We start from the raw sequence: 23,644 nt of genomic DNA on the forward strand, positions 1-23,644 counted from the left end.
TATGTCGGCCCTACCCATTCCCCTGCTGGGGCAGTCCTTGTCTGCTCTGAAAGACTGGGCGGTTGCCCAAGGACAGCCGGCCTATCGCGGGCAACAACTGCATGCTTGGATCTATCAAAAAGGGATCCGCTCCCTGGAACAGGTGACGGTGTTTCCCAAAGCTTGGCGAGAGGCGGTGCAAAGCTACCCGGTGGGACGCTCGCGCATTGTGCAGCGGACAGAGGCCCGCGATGGTACTGTGAAGTTTCTGCTGGGGTTGGCGGATGGGCAGTTGATCGAAACGGTAGGGATCCCAACGGCCAAGCGTCTGACGGTCTGTGTCTCTTCTCAGGTGGGCTGCCCGATGGCCTGCGATTTCTGTGCCACCGGCAAGATGGGCTACCGACGCAACCTAGAGCTGCACGAGATTTTGGATCAGGTGTTGACGGTGCAGGAAGATTTTGGCCGTCGCGTCAGCCACGTGGTCTTTATGGGCATGGGGGAACCTCTGCTCAACCGCGATACGGTGGTGCAAGCCATCCGTAGCCTGAATCGAGATATCGGCATCGGCCAACGGCACATCACCCTCTCGACGGTGGGCGTACCCCGGCAAATTGCCTGGCTGGCGCAGCAGGATCTGCAAGTTACCCTGGCCGTCAGCTTGCATGCCCCCAATCAAGATCTGCGGCAGCAGTTGATCCCCTCGGCAGCCCACTACCCTCTGGATGCTCTGATCCAGGATTGCCGTGACTACATGCTGCGCACCGGGCGGCGAGTCAGTTTTGAATATACCCTGCTGTCGGGGGTCAACGATCTGCCCATTCATGCCCGCCAACTGGCGCAATTGCTGCAGCAGGCCAGCCGGTCAGGGGTGCAACTGCACGTGAACCTGATCCCTTACAACCCCATCTCTGGAGCCGACTATCAACGCCCCCACCCGGCACGAGTCAAAGCGTTCGTCCGCCAGCTCGAACAGCACCAAGTGCGGGCCACCGTGCGCCAAACCCGTGGCTTGGATGGCAATGCCGCATGTGGTCAACTGCGGGGATCCTTCCTGCGTTCTTTGCCAGGGGATTTGTAATCGCCGCGCAACGCTTGCGCGAGTACATCAGCTCAGTCCGCAGGCGCATTTTAGCCAGGCGGCATCCTGTTCTGGCAAGGTGGCGTAGTGCATGACGTAAACCTGCCGGTGATACTCGTCCAGCCAGGCTCGCTGCGCCTCGTTCAACAGTTCCCAATCGATTAAGCGCCCATCAAAAGGGATCCAAGTTAGGGAGCGAAAGCCCATCCAGCCCTCGGGCTCGGGAATGGCAATCACCTCGTAGAGGTTCTCCAGGCGGATCCCACCCCATCCCGGCTGGTAGTAGCCCGGCTCGATGCTGTTGATCATGCCCACCTTGAGAGGGGTGTTGGCGCGGCGGTGGATCCCGTTGGGCCCCTCGTGGACATTCAAAAAGGCGCCGACACCGTGGCCGGTGCCATGGCCGTAATCCAGCCCGACCTGCCAAAGGGTAGAGCGGGCGATCCCATCCAACGAGACTCCATAGGTGTCGGGGGGGAAGATCTGGCGGGCGCATTGAATGTGGGCCTTGAGCACCTCGGTATAGCGCCGCTTGCACAAGGGATCCGCCGGCTCCTGGCCAATCCAAACGGTGCGGGTATCGTCGGTGGTGCCCCCCAAGTAGTGGGATCCGGAGTCCAAAAGGAACAGTTCTCCCGGTTGCAGGCGCTTCTGGGGATCCGGAGTGCTGTAGTGGATGATGGAGCTGTTGGCGCCGGCGCCGGCAATGGTGTTAAAGCTCAGGCCCACCCACTCCCCTTCCTCCCGGTAATGGGCCTCCATGATGGCGGCCACATCGGCTTCGCTGATGGGGATCCCCTGTTGGATTTGCCGGTCGATCCAGGCCAGGGTGCGAATCTTGGCCCGGCTGGCCTTGTGGTTGGCGCGGCGCATTTGCTCCAGCTCGGTGGGGTTTTTCACGGCCTTGAGGGCTTCCACCGGGTGCTCCAGCTCGCGGCAGCTCGCATCCTGCAGCAGCTCTTGAGTGCCCTGGGTGGTCTGCTTGGGATCCAAGCCCACCGGCGCATAGCTCTTGGCCCATTGGGGCAGTTGTTGGCTGTAGGTCTCGTAGGGCCAGAGTTCCACCCCGGCTTCTGCCAGAAATTGCCGAGATGGGAGACTGAGCCGCTCCAGATCTGTGAATAGAGCCGCTCTATCTAGGCTGACCAAAGCATAGGCCCAAAACACTGGGTTGTAGGGGATGTCGGATCCCCGCAGGTTAAACAGCCAGGCCACCTGATCCAATTTGGTCAGGGGCAACAGTCCCACCCGCTTGCGGCGCATCTCCTGCCGGACTTGGGCCAGCTTTTCTGCAGGGGTGGCCCCGCTTAGGTGGGTGGGTACCGAGTCAATGGGCCGGTCAAAGGGAGCGACAGGAGCGGATCCCTGAGCCAGCTTATCCACCAAGTTTTCCATGACCGGGATCAAGAGCACCCCTCCCGCTTGGGCATGGGCCTGCAACTGGCGATAGGTGGCCACCGCCACCGTAAAGGGATCCACCCCCAGGCGAAAGCCGGATCCCAGCTCTTCCACAATCTCCATCAGGCTGGGCTGATTCGGCAGACCTCCTTTGATCACTGTCAATAGATTGGGATCCACCTCCCGCTCCGCCTGTTCGTGATAGCGGGGATCTACCCACAGCCAAGCCCTGTCCCGGGTGATCAAGGCATCCCCCACCGAGCCGGTAAAGCCTGTGATCCACTGACGCCGCTTGCGATGTTCCGGCAAATACTCATTGAGATGCTCATCGGCAGAGGGAACCCAAAAGCCATCCAGATCTTGTTCTCGCAGAAGCTGGCGCAACTGCTGCAAACGGGCAGCAACATCCAGGCGGGGCAGGGTTTGGAGCATGGCAGAGGGGTAAAGCTAAACGGCCAGGCTATCGCCATTCTAAACAAGGTTGGGCCGCCCCCACTTCCCGCCTTCAGTGGTCGGCCATTTCAGATAGCAGCCAGATAGCAGCCAATACCTCCCTCTTCCTATGGGTGAGGGAAGAAATCCGCCAGCTCTAGCGCTCCTCAGGAAAACCCGCTTCCCGCCAAGCCCGCATGCCCCCATCCATCGAGATCACCCGACGATAGCCCATTTTCTGTAGATTATCGGCTGCCAACGCCGAACGAAACCCGCCGCCGCAGTACAGGACGATCTCCGCTTCTTTGTCGGGGATCACCCTCTCGATGTCCCGCTCAATGATCCCTTTGCTCAAGTGGATGGCTCCGGCAGCGTGGCCGGCTTGCCACTCCGACTCTTCCCGCACATCCACAAAATAGAAGGGATCCCCTTGCAGTTGTTTTTGCCTGACCTGCTCGACTGTCAGTTCTTGGATGCGGCTTTTGGCCTCGTTGACCAGGGCCAAGAAAGCTGGAGAGTGCTGGGGAGCCATGGAGAACAGGCGCTATGAGCCAAAGCTTATTCCAATCGATCTTATCTGGTCTGGACTTTGGGATCCCAACTGCCCTAAGGCTAGACTGGGATCCAGATTTGCCGGCTGGAGGCCCATGGCTTGAAATCCCGATCTAACTTTCCGCAACTGCTTTGGCCCCTTGCTCTGGCCGTGAGCTGGAGCATCCCCCTTGGATTGACAGCCGGTCACGTCAGCCGGACGGAGTCCTCGGCTTGGGCCCAAGCTGCCCCGATGCCCCTAGAAAGTGGGATCCAGCGGCAAGTTTCCAGCCCACCGCCAGCCGCCCTGGTGGAGTGGCTAAGCCAGCAGGTGGCCGCCGCCAACCGGCGGGATTTGCCAGGGGTGATGGCCGGCTACAGCCCCGACTTCCGCCACCGAGATGGGCTGGACCGGGAAGAGGTGGAAGGTGCCATCCGCAAGCTGTGGAGCTCTCATCCCAAGCTCACCTATTCGGCCCAGATCCTCTCCTGGCGGCAGGTGGGCCCTGAGATTGTTGCGGATATTCTCAGCCAAGTAGAGGGATCCCAATCCTCGGTGCGGGGGGACTTTCAGGTAGAAGCCTCTGCCCTGGTGCGCAATCGCTATCGCCCGGATCCAGCCAATCCCGGACAACTGCTGTTGATTGACCAAGAAGTGCTGCGGGAGGCCAGCACCCTCACCTCTGGATCTGCCCCTCCCACCGTCACCTTGAACCTGCCGGAGGTGGTCAAACCGGGATCCACCTATTCGCTGCAGGCGATTGTGGCAGAGCCTCTCACCCACTCTTTGCTGTTGGGCGCCGTTGCCGAACAACCCGTTGCCGGGGCGGGCTACCCAGAGGTGACTTCGTTTGCTCTCGAACCCCTACAGGCCGGAGGGATCTTCCTACAGGCAGATGCTCCGCAAGAACCCCGTTCTGAGTGGATTTCTGTGATGTTGGTTAACCAAACCGGCATCACGCTGGAGAGCCGGCGTCTTATCGTCAGCGATCGCTTGGCTCTGGAGGGATCCCTGGCCATCCCCACCGTCCCTTAGGAAATCTTCAGGATGATGAGGAATGGCTCTGGGGTAATCTGGACAGGCAGTTGAGCTTGTTAAGATGGGAAACTATGCGCCCCTCAGCTTGTTTGCTTTCTGGTGCTGGCCCTATTTTTGAGCGGTTGCGATAGCGGCGACTCCCTTGGTGCTCCGGTGGTGGATCGCCCCACTCCTGCCAGCAATTGACCGAACAATCCCGAGGGGTCTCGAAAGGTTGGGTCGAGGTGTCTTGAAAGGACCCAACCTCAAGAAACATTGGCATCTTCAGACGCCCGTCCATTCCAAGCCCCGCTACAGCTATCTGCAAAACTATCCGCTCTCTCCCACCCCCAAGGCAACAACAGGCGGTCAGGGAAAGAGCGGTCTAGCGGGCCTTCAACTGGAACCTGACTGCCGGGAGGAACTCCAAGCGAGCCAGAACGCGAAGACTCTTCAGCAGACTGAAGGATCTAAGTTCAGACCGTTAGAGAACAGCCCCGGCGCACAGCCGGCTGAACCCAACTTGACGACCCTTAGAACTACTACTATCTGGCATCCGCAGGAACCTCCCTTACTCAACGACATCCTGAGACTAGCACAAATCTTTTCTTGTTTTCTCGATCAGGGAGTTCATGCGGTGGTTTGTTGGAGCCGTTTGAGAGCTCCAGGCGCTCTGGGTGACCGTGGGCTTCGGATCCCCTGTCCCACAAGAGGGGTGAGGGATGGACTGCTGAGGATAAGGCAACAGCGTAGGATAGAAGGACGCCCTCTAGTTGGCTCGAGTTGCCGTGGACTACAAAAGTACCCTCAACCTGCCCCAAACTCAGTTTCCCATGCGGGCAGAGGCCGCCAAGAGAGAACCCGCCATTCAAGCCTTTTGGCAGGAAGAGCAAATCTACCAGCGCCTTGCCGACCACAATCCTGGGGATCCCTTTGTCCTGCACGATGGACCGCCCTACGCCAATGGCGATATCCACATGGGCACCACCCTCAACAAGATCCTCAAGGATATCGTCAACAAGTACCACATCCTGCAGGGGCGCAAGGTGCGCTACGTGCCCGGCTGGGATTGCCACGGCCTGCCCATCGAACTGAAAGTGTTGCAAAGCCTCACCCCGCAGGAGCGGGAAAACCTCACCCCTCTGCAGCTGCGACAAAAAGCCAAGGAGTACGCCCTGCACTACGTTGATGTGCAGCGGGCCAGTTTTCAGCGCCTGGGGGTATGGGGATCCTGGGATCGGCCCTACCTGACGCTGTCGCCGGAGTACGAAGCCGCACAGATTGAGGTGTTTGGACAAATGGCCCTCAAGGGCTACATCTACCGCGGCCTCAAACCCGTCCACTGGAGCCCCAGCTCCCAGACGGCTCTGGCGGAAGCGGAGCTGGAGTACCCTGACAACCACATCTCCCCCAGCATCTACGTGGCCTTTCCGCTACAGAGCCTGAGTCCGGCGGCGCAGCCGGTTTTGGAGCCTTTCATGCCGGGCCTGCGGGCAGCCATCTGGACCACCACCCCTTGGACGATCCCGGCCAACCTGGCTCTCTGCTTTAACCCCAAGCTCACCTATGCAGTGGTGGAGTCTCCCCGCTTCGGCCTGCTGTTGATCGCCGCCGATCTGCGGGAGCGGCTGGAGAAGGTTCTGGAGACGCCTCTGGAGATCAAGGCCACCCTGCCGGGATCCGCCCTGGAATACAGTCAAGGACGGCACCCCCTCTTTGACCGCGCCAGCCTCTGCGTGCTGGGGGACTATGTCACCACCGAGTCCGGCACCGGCATTGTGCACACAGCTCCGGGGCATGGGGAAGATGACTTCAAAACCGGCCAAAAGTATGGTCTGCCCATTCTCAGCCCTGTGGACGATCAGGGGAGATTTACCGCCGAGGCCGGATCCCAGTTCGTCGGGTTGGATGTGCTCTCCAAGAAGCCGGAGACCAGCGGCAATGCTGCTGTCATCCAGGCTCTGCAGGCTGCGGGGGCTTTGCTCAAGGAAGAGCCCTACAACCACAAATATCCCTACGACTGGCGCACGAAAGAGCCAACGATTTTCCGGGCCACCGAGCAGTGGTTTGCGTCTGTAGCTGGCTTCCGGGAGCTGGCCCTGCAGGCCATTAAAACCGTGAAATGGATCCCGGCCATCGGGGAAAACCGCATCACCGCTATGGTGTCGGAGCGTTCGGATTGGTGTATTTCCCGCCAGCGGGCTTGGGGTGTGCCCATCCCCGTCTTTTACGACGAAGAAACCGGCGAGCCCTTGCTCACCGCCGAGACCCTCGACCACATCAAGGCCATCTTCGCCCAAGAGGGATCCGACGCCTGGTGGAAGCGCCCGGTGGAGGAGTTGCTGCCGGAGAAGTACCGCCACAATGGCCGCACCTACCGCAAAGGGATGGACACCATGGACGTGTGGTTTGACTCCGGCTCTTCCTGGGCGGCAGTGGCCAAGGCGCAGGGGTTGGGCTACCCGGTGGATCTGTATTTGGAGGGCTCCGACCAACACCGGGGCTGGTTCCAATCCAGTTTGCTTACCTCCGTGGCCGTCAACGGCCATGCCCCCTACAAGGCGGTGCTCACCCATGGGTTTGTGCTGGACGAGAAAGGCCAGAAAATGAGCAAGTCCCTGGGCAATGTCATCGATCCGCTGGTGTTAATTAACGGCGGCAAAGATCCCCAGACGGATCCCGCCTACGGGGCGGATGTGCTGCGCCTGTGGGTCTCCAGTGTGGACTACTCCGGGGATGTGCCGCTGGGTAAGACCATTCTTGGGCAAATGGCGGATGTATATCGCAAAATCCGCAACACAGCTCGCTTTTTGCTGAGCAACCTCTACGACTTCAATCCAACTCAGGATGCCGTTCCTTTTGAAGCCTTGACGGAGCTAGACCGCTACATTTTGCACCGCCTGCACGAGGTGGGATCCGAGATCGGCGAATCTTTTGCCAGCTATCAGTTCTACCGCTTTTTCCAGGCGATTCAGAACTTCTGTGTGGTGGATCTCTCCAACTTTTACCTGGATATTGCCAAGGATCGCCTCTACATTAGCCATGCCCAAAGTCTACGGCGGCGCCAATGTCAAACGGTGCTCTCCCTGTTGCTGGAGAACTTGGCCAAGGCCATCGCCCCCGTTCTCTCCCACCTGGCCGAAGAGATTTGGAGCCATCTGCCCTATCCCAAGCCCACCCGTTCGGTGTTTGAGGGGGGGTGGATGAAGCTGCCGGAGCACTGGCGGGATCCCCAGTTGGCGGCCATTTGGGAGCAGCTGCGAGAGGTGCGCCAAGAGGTGAACAAGGCTCTGGAGCAAGCCCGTACCGGTCGCGTTAGCGGGACGGAGTCCTTTAAGCCCATCGGCGCTTCCACCGAGGCCAAGGTAATCCTGAAGGTAGCGGATCCCAGCCTATACGCTCTTTTGCAGGAGCGGGCTGCCGAGTTGCGCTACTTGTTCATCACCTCACAGGTGGAACTGGAGAAAACCTCAGGTCAAGGCTTGGAGGTCTCTGTTTTTCCGGCTGACGGCCAAAAGTGCGTGCGCTGCTGGAACTATTCCACCCGTGTGGGGGAATTTGCCGAACATCCAGAGCTGTGTGAGCGTTGTGTAGCCGCTCTGGCCGGGGAGTTTTGAATTCGGGACCCCGTCCTGCTGGCGGGAAGGGATCCCCCTCTTTGAATTGGCTCTTTCTCCGGACAGGTCTTGTCGGCCTTCTTCGGGATCAAGGGGCAGAGCTGCGGGATGGGATACCCTCGACATGGGTGTGCAACACCTTGCCGCACAGGGTTTTCTCCAGCCAGGGAGTCGCTGGCGATCGGGAGTGGAGAGTGGCAACAGAAACCGTCCAAGGGTGGGTGGGATCAAACAGCACCCAGTCGCTGTGGGGGGTGAGGGTGGGCGGATCTAGGTTTAGGCAGCGGGCCGGGTACAGGCTGAGGGCAGACCACAGTTGCAGCGCCGTCAGGGATCCCGTTTCTACCAAATGGTGCCACAGCAGCGGCAGAGCCAGCTCCAGGCCCATCGCCCCCGGCGGAGCATCGGCAAAGGGCAGGGTTTTCTCTTCGTAGGTGTAGGGGTGGTGATCCGTAGCGATCCCCAAGTTGCCGGAACGGATCCCGGCGATCAGAGCCTCCCGGTCGCCAGCGCTGGGAAGAGGGGGCAGGAGACGAAGGTGGGGATCGTAGCGATGCTCAAGGACGGCCTCTTCGGACAAGATCAGGTGCATCCAAGTGGTGCTGGCGGTAACCGGCAGTCCTTCTGCTTGGGCCTGTTGGATCAGCTCCAGGCTGCGGGCTTGGCTCAGGCGCATGATGTGCACGGGCGGGGGGGAAGGAACGCTCCTGATCATCTCCAGAAGGCGGGCCAGAGCGGCAGTTTCAGCACTGGCAGGGATCCCTTTCAGCCCCAGGCGCAGCGCCCAGATCCCTTCGTAAAGGCTGCCTTGCCCGGCCAAGGTGGGATCCCAGGCCCAGAGCAGCAGGGGTTTATTCTCCAGCCGCAAATACTCCAGAGCCCGCCGCAGCAGAGCCAGGGAGCGCAGTGGCTGAACCTCTGCAAAGCCAACTGCTCCCGCTTGCGCCAGTTCTCCCCAGGGGGTTGGAGTTTCTCCTTGGCCACCCACGCTCAGGGCAGCCCAGGGCAGCCAGCGGGGATCCCCACGTTGGCGGGGGTAGCGGTTCAAGTGCTCCGGGCGATCCAGCACCGGAAATAGGCCGGTTCCGGGAAGGGGGGTGGGCAGAAGCCCCACCTGGGTAAAGCCTCCCGCCAAAGCCGCTGCAGCCAAAGAGGTCAGGGTTTCCCGACTGTGGGCCAGATCGCTGCCAACCATCTCGCCGCTGTGGGCATACAGATCCAGCAAACCCGGCCCCACCACCCAACCTGAGCCATTGATGGTGGGGATATCGGCAGGGATCCCTGCTGGCTCGGTGGCCCGCAGGCGACCCTCTTGCAACCACACATCGGTTACTTCATCCCGCTGGCGCAAGGGATCCAATAGGCGCACTCCCTGGAGATGCACATTTTGTCCTGTTAGTCGTCCTGTTAGCTCGCAGAGAGGAGAGGATCCCATCTTCACAAAGCTCCGGCAGTGGTGCAGTCCAGGATCTGGCCGGACAGATGGGTGGTGAGGTTCAACACCTTCAAAACCGGGGCACCCTCCTTGCCTTCTGGATAGTCGATCACCGTAATGGCGCCATTCCCCTGCTTGAAGATCCAAAAGGCTTGGGGGGAAAGGTCGAACAACTGACAGATGATCGCCTTGTTGATGGCATCGTGGGCAACAACAACCGCCGTGCCCTGAGGAAACTGGGCTGCGGTGATGGCCAAAAGCTCCTGCCAAGCGGAGCGAGTGCGCTCCCACACCTGGTGAAGGTTTTCCCCATTGGGCATCTGCACACTGGCGGGATCCCGTTGCCAGCGCTCCAGCTCGCCGGGGTATTCGGCTTCGACTTCGCTTTGCAGCTTGCCCTCCCAGTCGCCGTGGCAGATCTCTTGCAAGTCGGGCATTGGGCGCAAAATGAGGTTGCTGTGGTTGCTGCAGATGGCATCGGCTGTGGCCCAAGGGCGCTTCAGGGGGCTGGAGAAGGCCAGTTGCAGAGGTTGAGTGGCCAAAAATTCTGCCACCTTGGCTGCCTGTTCCTCCCCGGTGGCATTGAGGGGGATATCCCGCTGCCCTTGAAAACGGCGCTCTCGGTTCCATTGGGTTTCCCCATGCCGCACCAGCAAGATGCGCATCCCCTGCTTGCGCTTGGGCAGGGCTTGGCCGAGGTGAGCGGTGATGTTCAGAGATTCCAGTTGTGGCGGCCCCTGCAGGCCCTCGGGAAAATTGAGAACGCTGATGGCGCAGTTATCCTGCCCAAGGCGGTGATAGTGGTGTGGCCCCAGGCCGATGGCGGTGCTGACCAGGGCGCGATTGATGCCGCTGTGGCCCACGATGAGGATATTGAGGGGCTGCCTTGGGGAGGGATCCGCTCCATGGTTCCAGGGGCCCGAAGCCGATTGCAGATGGAAAGCCAGCATTTCCCAAAACCCCTGCGCCTGCTGCCAGAGATCCCGCACCGGAAAGCGGCCCTCTAGCTCCAGGGTGTCGGGATGGTGCCGCCACAGGTGGTAATCTTCGGGGTATTTCTCCTGCACCTCGGCAAAGGTCAGCCCTTCCCAGGCCGTCAGGTCGATCTCCCGCAGTTGATCGGTAACGTGCAGAGGGATCCCTTCTCGGTCTTTCAAAATGACGCGAGCGGTATCGAGGGCGCGAGACAGGGGGCTGCAATAGGCGCAATCCAACGGGATCCCGGCCAGGGCCTCGGCTACACGCTGCGCCTGCACTTCTCCAGTGGGGGTGAGCCGGGAGAGATCGGAGCGGCCTTGGATGCGATTTTCCAGGTTAAAGGTGCTCTCACCATGGCGCACGATCAAGATGCGCAGGGCAGGCTGGTCGCGGTAGCGGGACGGAGTCCTTGCCATCGCTTGCATGGACTTACTCATCGCAGTAGCGGGACGGAGTCCTTAGAACACCTTCTAGAGTACCGCCACTGGGCGGCGCTCGCCTTCGTCAATTCACCGGTTGGGCTGCCGACTGAGGCGTATTTGGGCTGGTCGCCGCTTGTGATGGGGGCATCTTTGGAGAATGGCCGCGCTGCGTTTCCGCTGGCAGAGGTTTTGGTTGAATGGACGTTGGCGAAGGGGGCCGGCTTGGTGCTCCTTGCCCTTGTTGTGGTGCTGTTGGCGCAGTTTTTCCCTCCACTGCTCCCTCAGGAGAGCCCCCTGCCACCGATAGAATCCGAGAAGACAAAGTGTAGGATCCCTGAAGGCGGATCCCTCTCCCCTAAGCAAGCACTGCTATGGATTCTCCACAATTGGCTTGGGATCCCGGATCCCTGACCGAAAGCCCCAACCCGGCTACAGCCGAGATCGACCGTCTCAGCACCTGGGAACTGGTGAAACGGATCAACGCTGAGGATCGGCGGGTGCCGGAAGCGGTGGCTGCTCAGGCGGAGCCGATTGCCCAAGCCATCGATGCCATTGCCCAGCGGATGAGTCGCGGCGGGCGGCTGATCTATATCGGGGCAGGAACCTCAGGTCGCCTGGGGGTACTGGATGCGGCTGAGTGCCCACCCACTTTTGGCACTTCCCCCGCACAGGTGGTGGCTTTGATCGCCGGGGGGGAAAAAGCCCTGACCCAGGCGGTAGAGGGTGCAGAGGACGACGCAGAAGCGGCTGCCCGCGCGCTGGAGGGTCTTCACCTCCAAGCTCAAGATAGTGTTGTGGGAATTGCCGCCAGCGGTCGTACCCCCTATGTGCTGGGTGGGATCCAAGCCGCTAGGAGCATGGGGGCGCTCACGATTGGCCTGGCCTGCAATCACCCTTCCCCGCTAACCGAGCAGGTGGACATTGCCATTGCCCCTTTGGTGGGGCCGGAGGTGATCCTCGGATCCACCCGCATGAAAGCCGGCACAGCCCAAAAGCTGGTGTTGAACACGATCTCCACTGGAGTGATGATCCGCTTGGGCAAGACCTATGGCAACCTAATGGTGGATCTCCAGGCCAGCAATGCCAAGCTCAAGCAACGGGCGGAGCGAATAGTGGCTTTGGCCTGCGATCTGGATCCCGCCGCGGCTGCCCAATTGCTGCAGGCTTGTGATGGAGAGGTGAAAACCGCGATCCTTGTGGCCTTGATGGGGTGCTCTGCTCAAGAGGCCCGTCAGCACTTGCAACAGGCCCAGGGCAACATTCGCCAGGTGCTTGATTCCGTTCTGGCGCAGCGGCGGTGACAATAGTTGAATGGCTTGTCCATGAGCGTTTGCGGCTACCTCTACACGCCTTCCCATGCTCCTTTGCCGGAACAGGAGTTGGCCTGGCTCAAGTTGCGAGGGGCCGATCCCATCCTGCACGATTGGGGATCCCGAACTCATTTGGAGGAGCTGTTCCGACGCATCACAGCCGGCTGGGTGCAGGAAGTGCTGCTCTTGCGCCTGGCGGATCTGGGGGATCGGGCGGATGAAATCCACGAGCGGCTGCTGCAACTCCAACACTCCGGGATCCGCCTCAGCTTGGTCACCGAATCCGGTCTGCAAACCCCCACCGAGGCTGCCGATTGGATCCCGCTGCTGGCCGAGATCCCCCATCAGTTGCAAAGCCGCCGCCTCTGCTGCAGCCAAGCCCAAAACCGCCTGGCGGGCAAACCCCCCCCTGGCCCTGCCCCCTTTGGCTACCGCCGCGAAGGGGAACGCTACGTGCTGGATCGCCGGCAGGCCAGCATCGTTCAGGATTTTTTCCAGCACTTTCTCCTCTACGGATCCCTGCGGCAGGCGGTGCGCTTCTTGGAGGAAAAACACCACAAGCGGATTTCTGTGGCTACCGGACGCAACTGGCTGCTCAACCCGGTATACCGCGGGGATCTGGCCTATGCCGACGGCACCACCCTGCGGGACACTCACCCGGCCCTTCTCAGCCGCACGGAAGCCGCCCAGATCGATCGCTGGCTCAAACGCAACCAAGGGATCCCGCGTCGCAGCGCCAGCGCCCCCCGCGCTTTGGCCGGCCTGGTTCATTGCTGTTCTTGCGGCAGCCTTCTGCGCATTGTGCAAACCACCCCTCGCAAGGCGAAAAAGAACGGATCCCTCTACCTCTATCTGCGCTGCCAAACCTGTCGCTACAGCCTCCCCTACACCGAAGTCCTGCAAGAGGTGATCCGGCAGGTGTGCGAACAACTGCCCCAACGCGCCCAGCAACTGGATCGACAAGCCCTCACTCAAGCCCGCCAAGAGCTGCAAGCCCAAATCCAGGCCAATACCGAGCGGCTGCGGCAATTGGAAGAGCTACAGCAATCTGGACTGATGGACGAAGCCTCTCTGGCCCAGCGTCGCTACCAGTTGCGAGCAGAGACGGCCCGCTTGGCCCAAAAGCTGGAGCAACTCCCCCCCGCCAACCTCACCCAGACCATCCAAACCCTCTCCATCCCGCCCTTCTGGCAAGACCTCAGCGAGACCGAACGGCGTGCCTACCTGCGGGAATTCCTGCGCAGGATCGAGGTGGATTCTGCAGGAGCGGTGCGAGTTACGTTTGCCTTCGATCCCTGAGAGCGAAGGGTTCCCCCCACCTTCCCCCCAGAATTGAGACCATTCTTGATTCTTTCTCAGCCCAGACCTGCCTCAGCGCCAAGCCAAGAGGACGGGATCAGCGCCATGGCATAGCTGAATCCTTCCCGATTTGGGTGAATTGTCATCTGGAATTGTTTTCTTTTGATCACTGATGAAAGTATATCTAAAACTAAAATCGGGAAAAACATCAAAAATCGACTTGAGAAGCCCTGGGAACTTTCTTAGGAGCATTTGCAAGATCTGGGAACTTCTAGCTTTTTGAGGGATCCACCTTTATCCTTCGCAACAGTTCTCAGGGGGCGGGTTGGCTGCCGATAATGTCCCTTGTCTGCCCCATGGAGGAACGCGCTGTGAAATTGGCGGTTTACGGAAAAGGTGGGATCGGCAAATCCACCACCAGTTGCAACATCTCGGTGGCCTTGGCCAGGCGGGGCAAAAAGGTCTTGCAGATTGGCTGTGATCCCAAGCACGACAGCACCTTCACCCTGACCGGCTTTCTCATCCCCACCATCATCGACACCCTGGAAGCCAAGGGCTATCACCACGAAGACATCTACCCAGAAGATGTGATCTACCGCGGCTACGGCGGCGTGGACTGCGTGGAAGCGGGTGGGCCCCCGGCAGGGGCCGGCTGTGGCGGCTATGTGGTGGGGGAAACCGTCAAACTCCTGAAGGAGCTGAACGCCTTCGATGAGTACGATGTCATCCTCTTCGATGTGCTGGGGGATGTGGTGTGCGGCGGTTTTGCGGCTCCCCTCAACTACGCCGACTACTGCCTGATCGTAACCGACAACGGCTTTGATGCCCTGTTTGCCGCCAATCGGATTGCTGCCTCGGTGCGAGAAAAGGCCAAAACCCGCAAGCTGCGGTTGGCCGGGCTGATCGGCAATCGCACCAGTAAGCGGGATCTGATTGACAAATACGTCTCGGCAGTTCCCATGCCCGTTATCGAGGTGCTTCCCCTCATTGAAGATATTCGCGTCTCGCGGGTCAAGGGCAAAACCCTCTTCGAGATGGCGGAAACCGATCCCAGCCTGGAGCCTGTCTGCCAGTACTACCTGAACATCGCCGATGAGCTGCTGGCCCGTCCGGAAGGGATCGTGCCCCAACCTGCCGAGGATCGGGAGCTGTTTGCTTTGCTCTCCGACTTTTACAACACTCCAGCCCGCCAACTGGCCTTGGTGTAAGGGATCCCCTGCCAGCGGGGGCAGTGTGTCCAAAAATGAAGCCACTGTTTCGGAAGACTGTCGCAAACCTTATCAATTTGTTGTCCGATCCGCTTTCCCCCCCAAGATGGATCCTGTAGGGATCCCGCTTTGGGAAGGAAATGGCACAGGAGTTGGATATGCAAGGACAAGAGCAACCCACCGTCGTGATTACCGGAGCTTCCTCGGGTGTTGGCCTATACTCAGCTTTGGCCTTGGCCAAGCGCGGCTGGCACGTGGTGATGGCCTGTCGGGATCTGGACAAAGCCTACCGGGTGGCCCAACAAGTGGGGATCCCCCAGGGCAGCTATACCCTGATGCAGATCGATCTGGCCAGCTTGGCCAGCGTGCGGCGGTTTGTCGAGCAGTTCCGCAACTGGGGCCGTTCCTTGGATGCCTTGGTCTGCAATGCCGCCATCTACATGCCCCTGCTCAAGCAGCCCCTGCGCAGCCCGGAAGGATATGAGCTGACCATGGCCACCAACCATCTGGGGCATTTCTTGCTCTGCCACTTGATGTTGGAGGATCTGAAACGCTCTACCTATCCGGATCGGCGGCTGGTGATCTTGGGCACGGTTACCCACAATCCCAAGGAGCTGGGGGGTAAGATCCCACCCCAACCCCACCTGGGGGATCTGCGGGGGTTTGCCCAGGGCTTTAAGGATCCCATCAGCATGGCCGATGGCGGCAAATTCGATCCGGTGAAAGCCTACAAAGACAGCAAAGTCTGCAATATCCTCACCATGCGCGAGCTGCACCGCCGCTTCCATGAGAGCACTGGCATCACGTTCCTCTCTCTCTATCCGGGGTGTGTAGCCACCACGGCTCTGTTCCGCCATCACTATCCCCTGTTTCAAAAACTTTTCCCCTGGTTTCAAAAAAACATCACGGGCGGATTTGTTTCTCAGGAATTGGCCGGAGAGCGGGTGGCCCAAGTGGTGGCCGATCCCGAGTTTCGTCGGTCGGGATTCTACTGGAGCTGGGGCAACCGGCAACGCAAGAATGCCAAGCCCTTTAACCAAGAAGTCTCTGACGAGGCGGCGGACGATGCCAAGGCCAAACTGCTTTGGGATCTCAGCGAAAAATTGGTGGGTGTGCCCCAGTTGGCGGCCCTTTAGCCCGAAATGTTCCCCTCTTTATATGTTGTTAGGAGACGAGCATGAATGCTGCTTTGGATAGTGCCAATGCCCTTAACTTTCAGTGCGAAACCGGCAACTACCATACCTTTTGCCCGATTAGTTGTGTAGCTTGGCTTTATCAAAAAATTGAAGACAGCTTCTTTTTGGTCATCGGCACCAAAACCTGTGGCTACTTTCTGCAAAACGCCATGGGGGTGATGATCTTTGCCGAGCCCCGCTATGCCATGGCGGAGCTGGAAGAGGGGGATATTAGCGCCAAGCTCAACGACTATGAGGAGCTGAAGCGGCTGTGCCTGCAAATTCAACGAGATCGCAATCCCAGCGTGATTGTTTGGATCGGCACCTGCACCACCGAGATCATCAAAATGGATCTGGAGGGCCTAGCCCAGAAGCTGGAAGGGGAGATCGGGATCCCGATTGTGGTGGCACGGGCCAATGGCCTCGACTACGCCTTTACCCAAGGGGAAGATACGGTTTTGGCCTCGATGGCTCAGCGCTGCCCAGAGCAGGTGCGGGCAGAGGAGCAGGAAACCCGCGGGGGTCTCCAGGCCCTTTTCTACGGGCTCCGCTCCGGAAAAAAGAAAGAGGAGGAAGGCTTCCACAAGCATCCTCCCTTGGTGATCTTCGGCTCGGTGCCCGATCCGGTGGTGACCCAACTCACCCTGGAGCTGAAAAAACACGGGATCCGCGTCTCCGGCTGGTTGCCGGCCAAACGCTATGGAGAGCTGCCGGCCATCGAGCCGGGCACCTACGTGGTGGGGGTGAATCCTTTCCTCAGCCGCACGGCCACCACGCTGGTACGCCGCAAAAAGGCTAAGCTCATCACCGCTCCTTTTCCCATCGGGCCGGATGGCACCCGCGCCTGGATAGAAGCCATTGCCCGCGAGCTGGGGATCCCAACTCAAGGCTTGGCAGAGCGGGAAGCGGAAGTGTGGAGCCATCCCCAAGTTCGGGATTATCTGGAGCTGGTGCGGGGCAAAAGCGTTTTCTTCATGGGCGATAACCTGCTGGAGATCTCGCTGGCCCGTTTCTTGGTGCGCTGCGGCATGATGGTGCAGGAAATCGGGATCCCTTACATGGACAAACGCTACCAAGCGGCTGAGCTGGCCCTCTTGGAGCGCACCTGCGAAGAGATGGGAGTGCCCAAGCCCACCATCGTAGAAAAGCCGGATAACTACAACCAAATCCAGCGCATCAAGGCCCTGCAGCCGGATCTGGTGATCACAGGTATGGCCCACGCCAACCCCCTAGAGGCGCGCGGGATAGCCACCAAGTGGTCGGTGGAGTTTACCTTCGCCCAGATCCACGGCTTCGGCAACGCCCAAGCTCTGCTGGAGCTGGTGACCCGACCGCTGCGGCGCAATGCAGCCCTCAAAGGCTTGGGTTGGGAGCGGCTGGTGCGAGAAGAAGCCCCTATCTAACCTTCCGGCTCCTCATTGTCGAACAGTAGGCCGTCCAGGTGATCTGGCAGTTGCTGCCGGTCGATCCAGACCATGCCCGCCAGAATAGCCTCGGCCTCGTTTTGAAAGTAGCCGTAGGCTTTGGTGCCAATCTCCGACTCGCAAGAGCCATCTTGCTGGAGCAGCCGGCAGCGAAAGATAAACCCCTTCTCTGTAGCTTGGGTGGTGATGCTCCAGTTGCGATGGATATGCTCGGCCATAGCAGGGATCCCGGCTCGCGAGGGGGTAATTGTCAACTCAGAGGGTGCTCAACACCTCTCGCGCTGCGGCCAAGGTTTTCTCCACATCGGCCTCTGTGTGGGCCAGGGAGGTGAAGCCGGCCTCAAATTGCGAGGGCGCCAGATAGACTCCCCGCTCCAACATGCCGCGATGGAAGCGGGCAAATTTCTGCAGATCGGAAGTCTTGGCCTCTTCGTAGTTGCGCACTGGGCCGGCAGTAAAAAAGAAGCCAAACATGCCGGGCAGATAGCCCCCGCACATCTCATGCCCCGTTTCCCGCGCGATCTGCAATAGCCCCGTCGCCAACTTCTCGGTAATCCGCTCCAGATACTCGTAGGTGCCCGGGCGGCGCAAAATGTCCAGTGTCTGGATCCCTGCTGTCATGGCCAGGGGGTTGCCGGAAAGGGTGCCCGCCTGATACATCGGCCCCGCTGGAGCCACCATTTCCATAATTTCTCGCCGACCGCCGTAGGCCCCCACCGGCAGGCCGCCGCCGATGACCTTGCCCAGGGTCGTTAAATCGGGGATGACCCCAAACTTGGCCTGTACACCGCCATAGCTGATGCGAAAGCCGGTCATCACCTCGTCAAATACCAGCAGGGCCCCGTACTTTTGGGTGAGATCTCGCAAGCCTTCCAAGAAGCCCGGCTGGGGGGGAATAAAGCCGGCATTGCCCACCACCGGCTCTAGGATGACTCCGGCAATGGAGTCGGGGTGCTGTTCAAACAGGGCCTTGACTGCTTCTAGGTCGTTGTAGGGGGCAGTGAGAGTGGCGCTGGTAGCTGCCTTGGGCACCCCTGGGGAGTCCGGCAAGCCCAGCGTGGCCACCCCCGAACCGGCCTTCACCAAGAACATGTCCGCATGGCCGTGGTAGCAGCCCTCGAACTTGATCACCTTTTCCCGACCCGTGTAGGCCCGCATCAGGCGCAGCGCCGCCATGCAAGCTTCAGTGCCGGAATTGACAAAGCGCACCATCTCCACACTGGGCACCGCCTCAATGACCCGCTCCGCCAGTTCATTTTCCAGAACGCATGGGGCGCCGAAGCTGGTGCCTTTCTCCAAAGCTCGGCGCAGAGCCTCAATGACCTCGGGGTGAGCGTGGCCAACAATCGCCGGCCCCCAACTGCCGATGTAGTCGATGTATTGGTTGCCGTCCACATCCCAGGCGTAGGCCCCTGAGACACGGTCGAACACGACGGGATCCCCGCCCACCGACTTGAAGGCCCGTACCGGAGAACTAACCCCCCCCGGCATGAGGCTTTGTGCCCGGGCAAAAATCTGTTTGGAGCGGGCGGTGTTAAACGAAGTGGAGTGGAGAGTGCTGGTCATAGAGCAGGAGCTTTCAACGCATTACCAAGGCTAGCAAGCAAGGGAGCTTTCTGGTGAGCCCTTTTACGGACCCTGAACCTACAAACCCATCCCTGCCAGTGTGTCGATCACCTGCTCCAGGATCAGGGTGAGGTTGGGATGGGAGGTCTCGAACAGGCCCAGCGCCTCTCCGATGCGATCCCTGGTGCCTTGGCTCGGTTTGCTCTCGGTCGGGGATCCCAGCTCGGCCAGCACCGCCTCCACTTCCTGGCGAATGGTGGCAATGTGCTGCCGCTGCTTTTCGTCCAGGCCAGGGGTTTTTTGCAGCTCAACATCCAGATCGCGCAGCAGTTGTCGCAGTTTCGATTCGGCCATTCTTAAAGAGACCTTAACAAATTGAGAACAAATTAAGTTTTGACCACCCTGCCTCAATCATACGGCCTGATGGGTTGAAGCAGGGATCTCTTTGTCCAAGGTCTGAGGGCGGGTGAGGCGACGAAGGTGAACTTTGACCGCCGGGGATCCCAGCATTGGAGCAACTCCCATAGGATGGGCAGTAGCCTTGCTGTCTACCCCCATGTCTGAGCTGGCATTGACCCTAGTATGGGTAGCGGTTGCTGTTGCCCTTTTCATGGGAATTTTTGTCTGGGAACAAAGACGCAGCCAAGAGCTGCTGCAGCGGTGGGCGGCAAAGCAGGGCTACTCCCTGTTGAGCCAGGAGGCACGGTACTGGCGGCTGGGGCCTTTTTCCGGGAGCACTTCCAAGTATCAACGGGTATTCCGTGTGCGGATACGGGATCCGTGGGGGCAAGAACGCACCGGCTGGGTGAGGTTAGGGAACTGGTGGCTGGGGCTTTTGTCGGATCAGGCTGAGGAGCGGTGGGAGTAGGCTGGGATTGAACCACAGAAGGGGAAAGCAATGAACGGGATCAGGGGTTGGAAAGGGCTGAAGGGGGTAGCGTGGCTGGGCCTGGTACTGGCGGTGGCACTGTTGGGTTGGAACATAATCGCCGGAGGTGGAGCGATGGCCAGTCCTGGTGAGGGATCCCGAATGTTGACGGTTACAGGGCAGGGATCGGTCTCGGTGGAGAACTCCATTGCCCTCATTCGCTTAGGGGTAGTCATTCAAGGGGAGACGGCGCAATCGGTACAACAACAGGTGGCAGAACGCTCAGAGCGGCTGGTCAATCGCCTCAAGGAGCTGCAAGTAAGCGCTCTGCAAACCACCGGCATTTCCCTCTACCCGCAATACGACTATCGGGATGGCCAGCCTCGCCTAACGGGTGTACAGGGGCAAAACAGTCTGCAATTCGAGGTGCCTGTGGCCAGAGCTGGGCAAGTGCTGGACGAAGCTGTGGCCGCCGGAGCCACCCAGGTGGAATCGGTCAGTTTCCGGGCCGACGATGCCACCCTGTTGGAAGCGCGCAGCCGCGCCCTAACCCAAGCCGTGCAAGATGCCCAACGCCAAGCCCAGGATGTGCTGGGGGTCTTGAACCTGAGCATCCGTTCCGTCGAGCGCATCCAGATTCAGAGCGATGGCTACATGATCCCGCCGCCGATCCCCTTTGCCCGCGCCGACTATGCCCGTCTAGAAACAGCATCCACACCGGTGGAGGGGGGACAGCAAACCGTGCGCGCCCAAGTCACCCTCGAGATCCGTTACTGAGCCTCTGCTCTGTTGCCTGGAATGATTCACAAATGTTCACCGCATGGATTTCAGCTCTCCCGCCAAAAGATTCCTACTCAGGGCAAGCCTTGGGCAGCAACAGACAGCGGCTCTGGACGAGCGAAGTCTCAGTGATTCAAGAGTGATTCAATCCATCTAACCAACTCGGCAAAGTGGAAGCGGCTGCTGTTCGCTACCGCATCAGAATAACGATGGAGATACCACATTCATTAGAATAGCGATGGAAAGTTGCGGGTAGTTTGCTTTCCCGGATTTTCTCGCCATCCTGCCTCAGTTTGTCTATGGATCCCAGACCGGAGAGCGCTAGTGCAGCTCCTGCGCCTGAGAAGGCGAAACTCGTCTCTGGCAGAAGTCAAGACGGCAGTCTGCAAGCCCGTGTACTGATTGTGGATGATAGCTACATGGTGGCAGAGATGCTGTCCAACTTTTTGGGCAAGCAGGGCTGCAGTATTTCTTATGCTTTGGATGGCCTCTCCGCGCTGGAGCAAATTCGCCGCCAACCCCCAGATCTGATCATTGCCGATTGGGTCATGCCCTCCCTGAACGGCCTAGACCTGTGCCGTCAACTGCGGCAACTGCCGGAATATGCTTGGGTGTACTACATCATTATGACTGCCCGCGAGGGCAACGATAGCATGGAGCGGGCTTTGGAGGCAGGCGCCGATGAGTTTCTTTCCAAACCCTTTCAGGCTGCAGAGCTGCTGACGCGGGTGCGGGCAGGGCTGCGCATTGTAGAAAGTCGCCGCCAGCAATATCTGCTCAAAACCGGGCAAAAATCTCCTCCCTCTCCCCCCAAGTCAATTGGCTTGGAGGTGGGTAGCCGTCAAGATTTGGTGGCTCGTTTGCCGCTGCGGGTGGCCCAGGCCCGTGCCCAATCGGAACCCCTCAGCTTGTTTGTGCTGCGCTTGGCCAACCTCGGTTCTCTGGCACAAGAGCTGGAAGCCGACGGTCGGGGTGCTCTTCTCAAGCTGTTTAAAGAGCGCCTGGCCAATAACCTGCGCGATGGAGACGACCTGTTTTGCTACGACGAGGGGCAGTTTATCATTCTGCTGCCGGGGAGCACCTTGGCTGCTGCGCAAATGGCTGCCGAACGCTGCTGCCAGCGAATGATTCAGGATCCCTTTGTGGTGAATGGGCGGGCGCTGCCGGTGCAGCTCCAGTTTGGAGCGGCCAGCCTCATGGACAGCGATGATCCCAAGGGGGTGGCTCTGTTGCGTCGGGCTGCCCAGGCTATGCGAGATAGCAGGAATGTGCACAGCTCGGTGGTGACTGCTCCCCATCCCATCCCAGTTTCCGACCGCGTCAGCGGAACGGAGTCCTCAGAGCTGCTGAAACGCCTGCAGCGTCTGGAAAAAGAAAACGCCGAACTGCGCCGAGAGCTGGAGACTCGCCTCAGGCAGATTGAGGATCTCCGCCAACACCATCAAGAGCTGAGTCGAAAGATGCAGGCTCCTGCACCGGAGTCAACCACAGCGGGATCCCTGGCCCGCAGACCCTTGCGCTTGCGGCGGCGAAAACTCCGGCAGCTTTGTCTGAAGCGTCAACTGAGCCATAGAAGACCGCGCCTGGCCTTGGGGCGGCTGAGCAGGTAGCGATGGGCTGAGCGAACGACGGGAGAGACACAAAGGAGGTGCCAAAGGCCATGGCGAGCATTCTTCAGGGTCAAGTGGCCGGATCTGGGATCTGGAGACCAGCAGGAAGATGGTTCCTAAACAACATTGAGCTCATCTTGACGGCGGTAGGAATAGGGGTGATTCTGCTAAGTGGTTTTGTGGCCAGCCGCAGCGCTTTTTCGCTAGAAACGGCAACGGCAGTCAGCGCCACTTTGGTGGGGGTTATCCACGGGATCCTCTTTTGGCTGTTGCGACGGCGACAAAGATGGGTAAGGCAGGAGGCAATCCGACAGATTCGGGAAATGCTGGAAGATTTGGGCAAAAACCGCCTGCAAACCATCAAGATGAGCTTGTACATGGTGCAGGCGCGTCAACCGGAACAGGAAGAGCGAACCCGACAAAGCTTTGACCGCGTTTATCAGATCCTGGCGGAGATGAGCACCTTGATCGACCACATTTCGGAAGAATCTCTGGCCGGCTGGCGCCATCGCTACCGCCAGACTCTGCAGCGGGTTGAGTCGGAGTCTCAGTAGTTTTTAAATCGTCTTTAAATCTTGAGTGGCTCAAGGGATCCCTTGAGGAGTTGGCTGAGCAGGTGGACGGTCGGATTTCGGGAAGCACCCAATTGCTTGGTCTGGTTGGGGATCCGGTGGCCCACAGCTTATCCCCGGCCATGCACAACGCTGCTTTGGCGGCTATGGGGGAAAACTACTGCTATGTGCCGTTTCCGGTGGCTCCAGAACACTTGGCGGCGGCGGTGGCAGGGCTGGCGGCCATCGGGGTGCGGGGATTTAACGTCACGATCCCCCACAAACAGGCCATTCTCCCTTTGCTCGATCAGATTGAATCGCGGGCAGCAGCGGTAGGGGCGGTGAATACGGTTTACCCCTTGCCAGAGGGCGGGTGGGCGGGCACCAATACCGATATCGATGGCTTTGTGCAGCCTTTGCTGGGTCTGGAAAAAGGGATCCCCACCCTCATTCTGGGATCCGGGGGGGCAGCGCGGGCGGCCATCCAAGGCTGTTTGGAGTTGGGGCTGGGGCCGGTGCGGGTGGCAGGGCGATCCCCCAACCCATTGCTGGCCTTGCGACAGACTTGGCCGCAGGTGGAGACGGTGAACTGGGCGGAGTTGAATTGCTACCTGTCTCAGACGCGGCTTTTGGTCAACACCACCCCCGTGGGCATGCACAAGCCGGGATCCCCTGCCGGTCAAGGGCTTTCCCCCCTGAGCCGGGAGCAACTGGGCCTGCTGTCTCCGGGTGCCATCGTCTACGACCTGATCTATGTGCCGGATCCCACTCCTCTGCTGCGGATGGCCGCCGAGTTGGGACATACCCCCATCAGTGGACTAGAGATGCTGGTTCACCAGGGGGCCAAGGCTCTATCGCTTTGGCTGGGAGGCAAGCCTGTGCCAGTAGAGGTGATGCGGCAGGCAGCTCAACACCAGTTGGCCCAGATTTAAGTTTGAGGTCACTCCAGAAAGCACTCCGTA

At 59.7% G+C, this 23,644-nt stretch carries 20 protein-coding genes; 13 read left to right on the top strand and 7 right to left on the bottom strand.

All coding sequences use genetic code 11. The annotated features are described in order from the left end of the window. The first annotated feature begins 1 nt into the window (after position 1). Positions 2-1,060 carry a 23S rRNA (adenine(2503)-C(2))-methyltransferase RlmN gene (gene rlmN, locus ACVWZ1_RS02130; protein WP_457466275.1) on the top strand — a complete coding sequence of 353 codons (1,059 nt, stop codon included), beginning with the start codon at positions 2-4 and terminating at the stop codon, positions 1,058-1,060. A gap of 27 nt (positions 1,061-1,087) precedes the next feature. On the opposite strand, the gene ACVWZ1_RS02135 is transcribed toward rlmN, so the two are convergent. Further along, complete coding sequence (locus ACVWZ1_RS02135) at positions 1,088-2,890, bottom strand: aminopeptidase P family protein (protein WP_457466272.1); 1,803 nt, start codon at positions 2,888-2,890, stop codon at positions 1,088-1,090. A gap of 157 nt (positions 2,891-3,047) precedes the next feature. After that, positions 3,048-3,422, bottom strand: a complete 375-nt coding sequence (locus ACVWZ1_RS02140) for a rhodanese-like domain-containing protein (protein WP_011432658.1) — start codon at positions 3,420-3,422, stop codon at positions 3,048-3,050. Between the two features lie 120 nt (positions 3,423-3,542). Here ACVWZ1_RS02140 and ACVWZ1_RS02145 point away from each other — a divergent pair, with 120 nt between their 5' ends. Together ACVWZ1_RS02145 and ileS are read left to right on the top strand one after the other, a co-directional pair. Further along, on the top strand, positions 3,543-4,457 hold the full coding sequence (locus tag ACVWZ1_RS02145) for a Cif family virulence factor (protein ID WP_414330578.1): 915 nt from the start codon (positions 3,543-3,545) through the stop codon (positions 4,455-4,457). Positions 4,458-5,272: 815 nt separating this feature from the next. Beyond that, a complete protein-coding gene (ileS, locus tag ACVWZ1_RS02150; protein WP_457466328.1) occupies positions 5,273-8,056 on the top strand; it encodes an isoleucine--tRNA ligase in 2,784 nt (927 codons plus the stop codon). Positions 8,057-8,144: 88 nt separating this feature from the next. Here the strand turns inward: ileS and ACVWZ1_RS02155 are convergent, their stop codons facing one another. Both ACVWZ1_RS02155 and ACVWZ1_RS02160 read right to left on the bottom strand, forming a co-directional pair. Next, on the bottom strand, positions 8,145-9,491 hold the full coding sequence (locus ACVWZ1_RS02155; RefSeq protein WP_457502408.1) for a dihydroorotase: 1,347 nt from the start codon (positions 9,489-9,491) through the stop codon (positions 8,145-8,147). Positions 9,492-9,493: 2 nt separating this feature from the next. Continuing rightward, the gene (locus tag ACVWZ1_RS02160) at positions 9,494-10,885 is read right to left on the bottom strand and encodes a histidine phosphatase family protein (RefSeq protein ID WP_457502432.1); all 1,392 of its coding nucleotides are present in this window, start codon (positions 10,883-10,885) and stop codon (positions 9,494-9,496) included. Between the two features lie 377 nt (positions 10,886-11,262). On the opposite strand from ACVWZ1_RS02160, the gene murQ reads away from it, so the two are divergent. From murQ to ACVWZ1_RS02185, 5 genes are all read left to right on the top strand, one after another. Beyond that, on the top strand, positions 11,263-12,192 hold the full coding sequence (gene murQ, locus ACVWZ1_RS02165; RefSeq protein ID WP_457466264.1) for an N-acetylmuramic acid 6-phosphate etherase: 930 nt from the start codon (positions 11,263-11,265) through the stop codon (positions 12,190-12,192). Between the two features lie 21 nt (positions 12,193-12,213). Further along, positions 12,214-13,500, top strand: a complete 1,287-nt coding sequence (locus tag ACVWZ1_RS02170) for a recombinase family protein (protein ID WP_457466262.1) — start codon at positions 12,214-12,216, stop codon at positions 13,498-13,500. A 371-nt stretch (positions 13,501-13,871) separates the two neighbouring features. Continuing rightward, entirely contained in the window at positions 13,872-14,708 is an 837-nt protein-coding gene (gene bchL, locus ACVWZ1_RS02175; protein ID WP_041437180.1) for a ferredoxin:protochlorophyllide reductase (ATP-dependent) iron-sulfur ATP-binding protein, read from the top strand. Positions 14,709-14,866: 158 nt separating this feature from the next. Continuing rightward, positions 14,867-15,844: a protochlorophyllide reductase gene (locus ACVWZ1_RS02180; protein WP_457384748.1), complete on the top strand. Its 978-nt coding sequence runs from the start codon at positions 14,867-14,869 to the stop codon at positions 15,842-15,844. A 41-nt stretch (positions 15,845-15,885) separates the two neighbouring features. Next, entirely contained in the window at positions 15,886-17,286 is a 1,401-nt protein-coding gene (locus ACVWZ1_RS02185) for a ferredoxin:protochlorophyllide reductase (ATP-dependent) subunit N (RefSeq protein ID WP_457466259.1), read from the top strand. On the opposite strand, the gene ACVWZ1_RS02190 is transcribed toward ACVWZ1_RS02185, so the two are convergent. The 3 genes from ACVWZ1_RS02190 to ACVWZ1_RS02200 all read right to left on the bottom strand — a co-directional run bounded on the left by ACVWZ1_RS02190 (position 17,283) and on the right by ACVWZ1_RS02200 (position 19,227). After that, entirely contained in the window at positions 17,283-17,525 is a 243-nt protein-coding gene (locus ACVWZ1_RS02190; protein ID WP_414373570.1) for a hypothetical protein, read from the bottom strand. The genes ACVWZ1_RS02185 and ACVWZ1_RS02190 overlap by 4 nt on opposite strands. A 37-nt stretch (positions 17,526-17,562) precedes the next feature. Further along, complete coding sequence (hemL, locus tag ACVWZ1_RS02195; RefSeq protein ID WP_414417283.1) at positions 17,563-18,873, bottom strand: glutamate-1-semialdehyde 2,1-aminomutase; 1,311 nt, start codon at positions 18,871-18,873, stop codon at positions 17,563-17,565. 78 nt (positions 18,874-18,951) lie between these two features. Continuing rightward, complete coding sequence (locus tag ACVWZ1_RS02200; protein ID WP_457502409.1) at positions 18,952-19,227, bottom strand: DUF4404 family protein; 276 nt, start codon at positions 19,225-19,227, stop codon at positions 18,952-18,954. A gap of 202 nt (positions 19,228-19,429) precedes the next feature. Here ACVWZ1_RS02200 and ACVWZ1_RS02205 point away from each other — a divergent pair, with 202 nt between their 5' ends. From ACVWZ1_RS02205 to ACVWZ1_RS02225, 5 genes are all read left to right on the top strand, one after another. Continuing rightward, positions 19,430-19,741 carry a hypothetical protein gene (locus tag ACVWZ1_RS02205; RefSeq protein ID WP_041436348.1) on the top strand — a complete coding sequence of 104 codons (312 nt, stop codon included), beginning with the start codon at positions 19,430-19,432 and terminating at the stop codon, positions 19,739-19,741. A gap of 30 nt (positions 19,742-19,771) precedes the next feature. Continuing rightward, complete coding sequence (locus ACVWZ1_RS02210; protein WP_414409075.1) at positions 19,772-20,518, top strand: SIMPL domain-containing protein; 747 nt, start codon at positions 19,772-19,774, stop codon at positions 20,516-20,518. 407 nt (positions 20,519-20,925) lie between these two features. Then, positions 20,926-22,131 carry a GGDEF domain-containing response regulator gene (locus ACVWZ1_RS02215; protein ID WP_457502410.1) on the top strand — a complete coding sequence of 402 codons (1,206 nt, stop codon included), beginning with the start codon at positions 20,926-20,928 and terminating at the stop codon, positions 22,129-22,131. Between the two features lie 50 nt (positions 22,132-22,181). Continuing rightward, a complete protein-coding gene (locus ACVWZ1_RS02220) occupies positions 22,182-22,685 on the top strand; it encodes a hypothetical protein (protein WP_457502411.1) in 504 nt (167 codons plus the stop codon). 62 nt (positions 22,686-22,747) lie between these two features. Further along, on the top strand, positions 22,748-23,614 hold the full coding sequence (locus tag ACVWZ1_RS02225) for a shikimate dehydrogenase (protein ID WP_457502412.1): 867 nt from the start codon (positions 22,748-22,750) through the stop codon (positions 23,612-23,614). Positions 23,615-23,644 lie beyond the last annotated feature (30 nt).

The sequence above is a fragment of the Thermostichus sp. MS-CIW-25 genome (assembly GCF_054060015.1).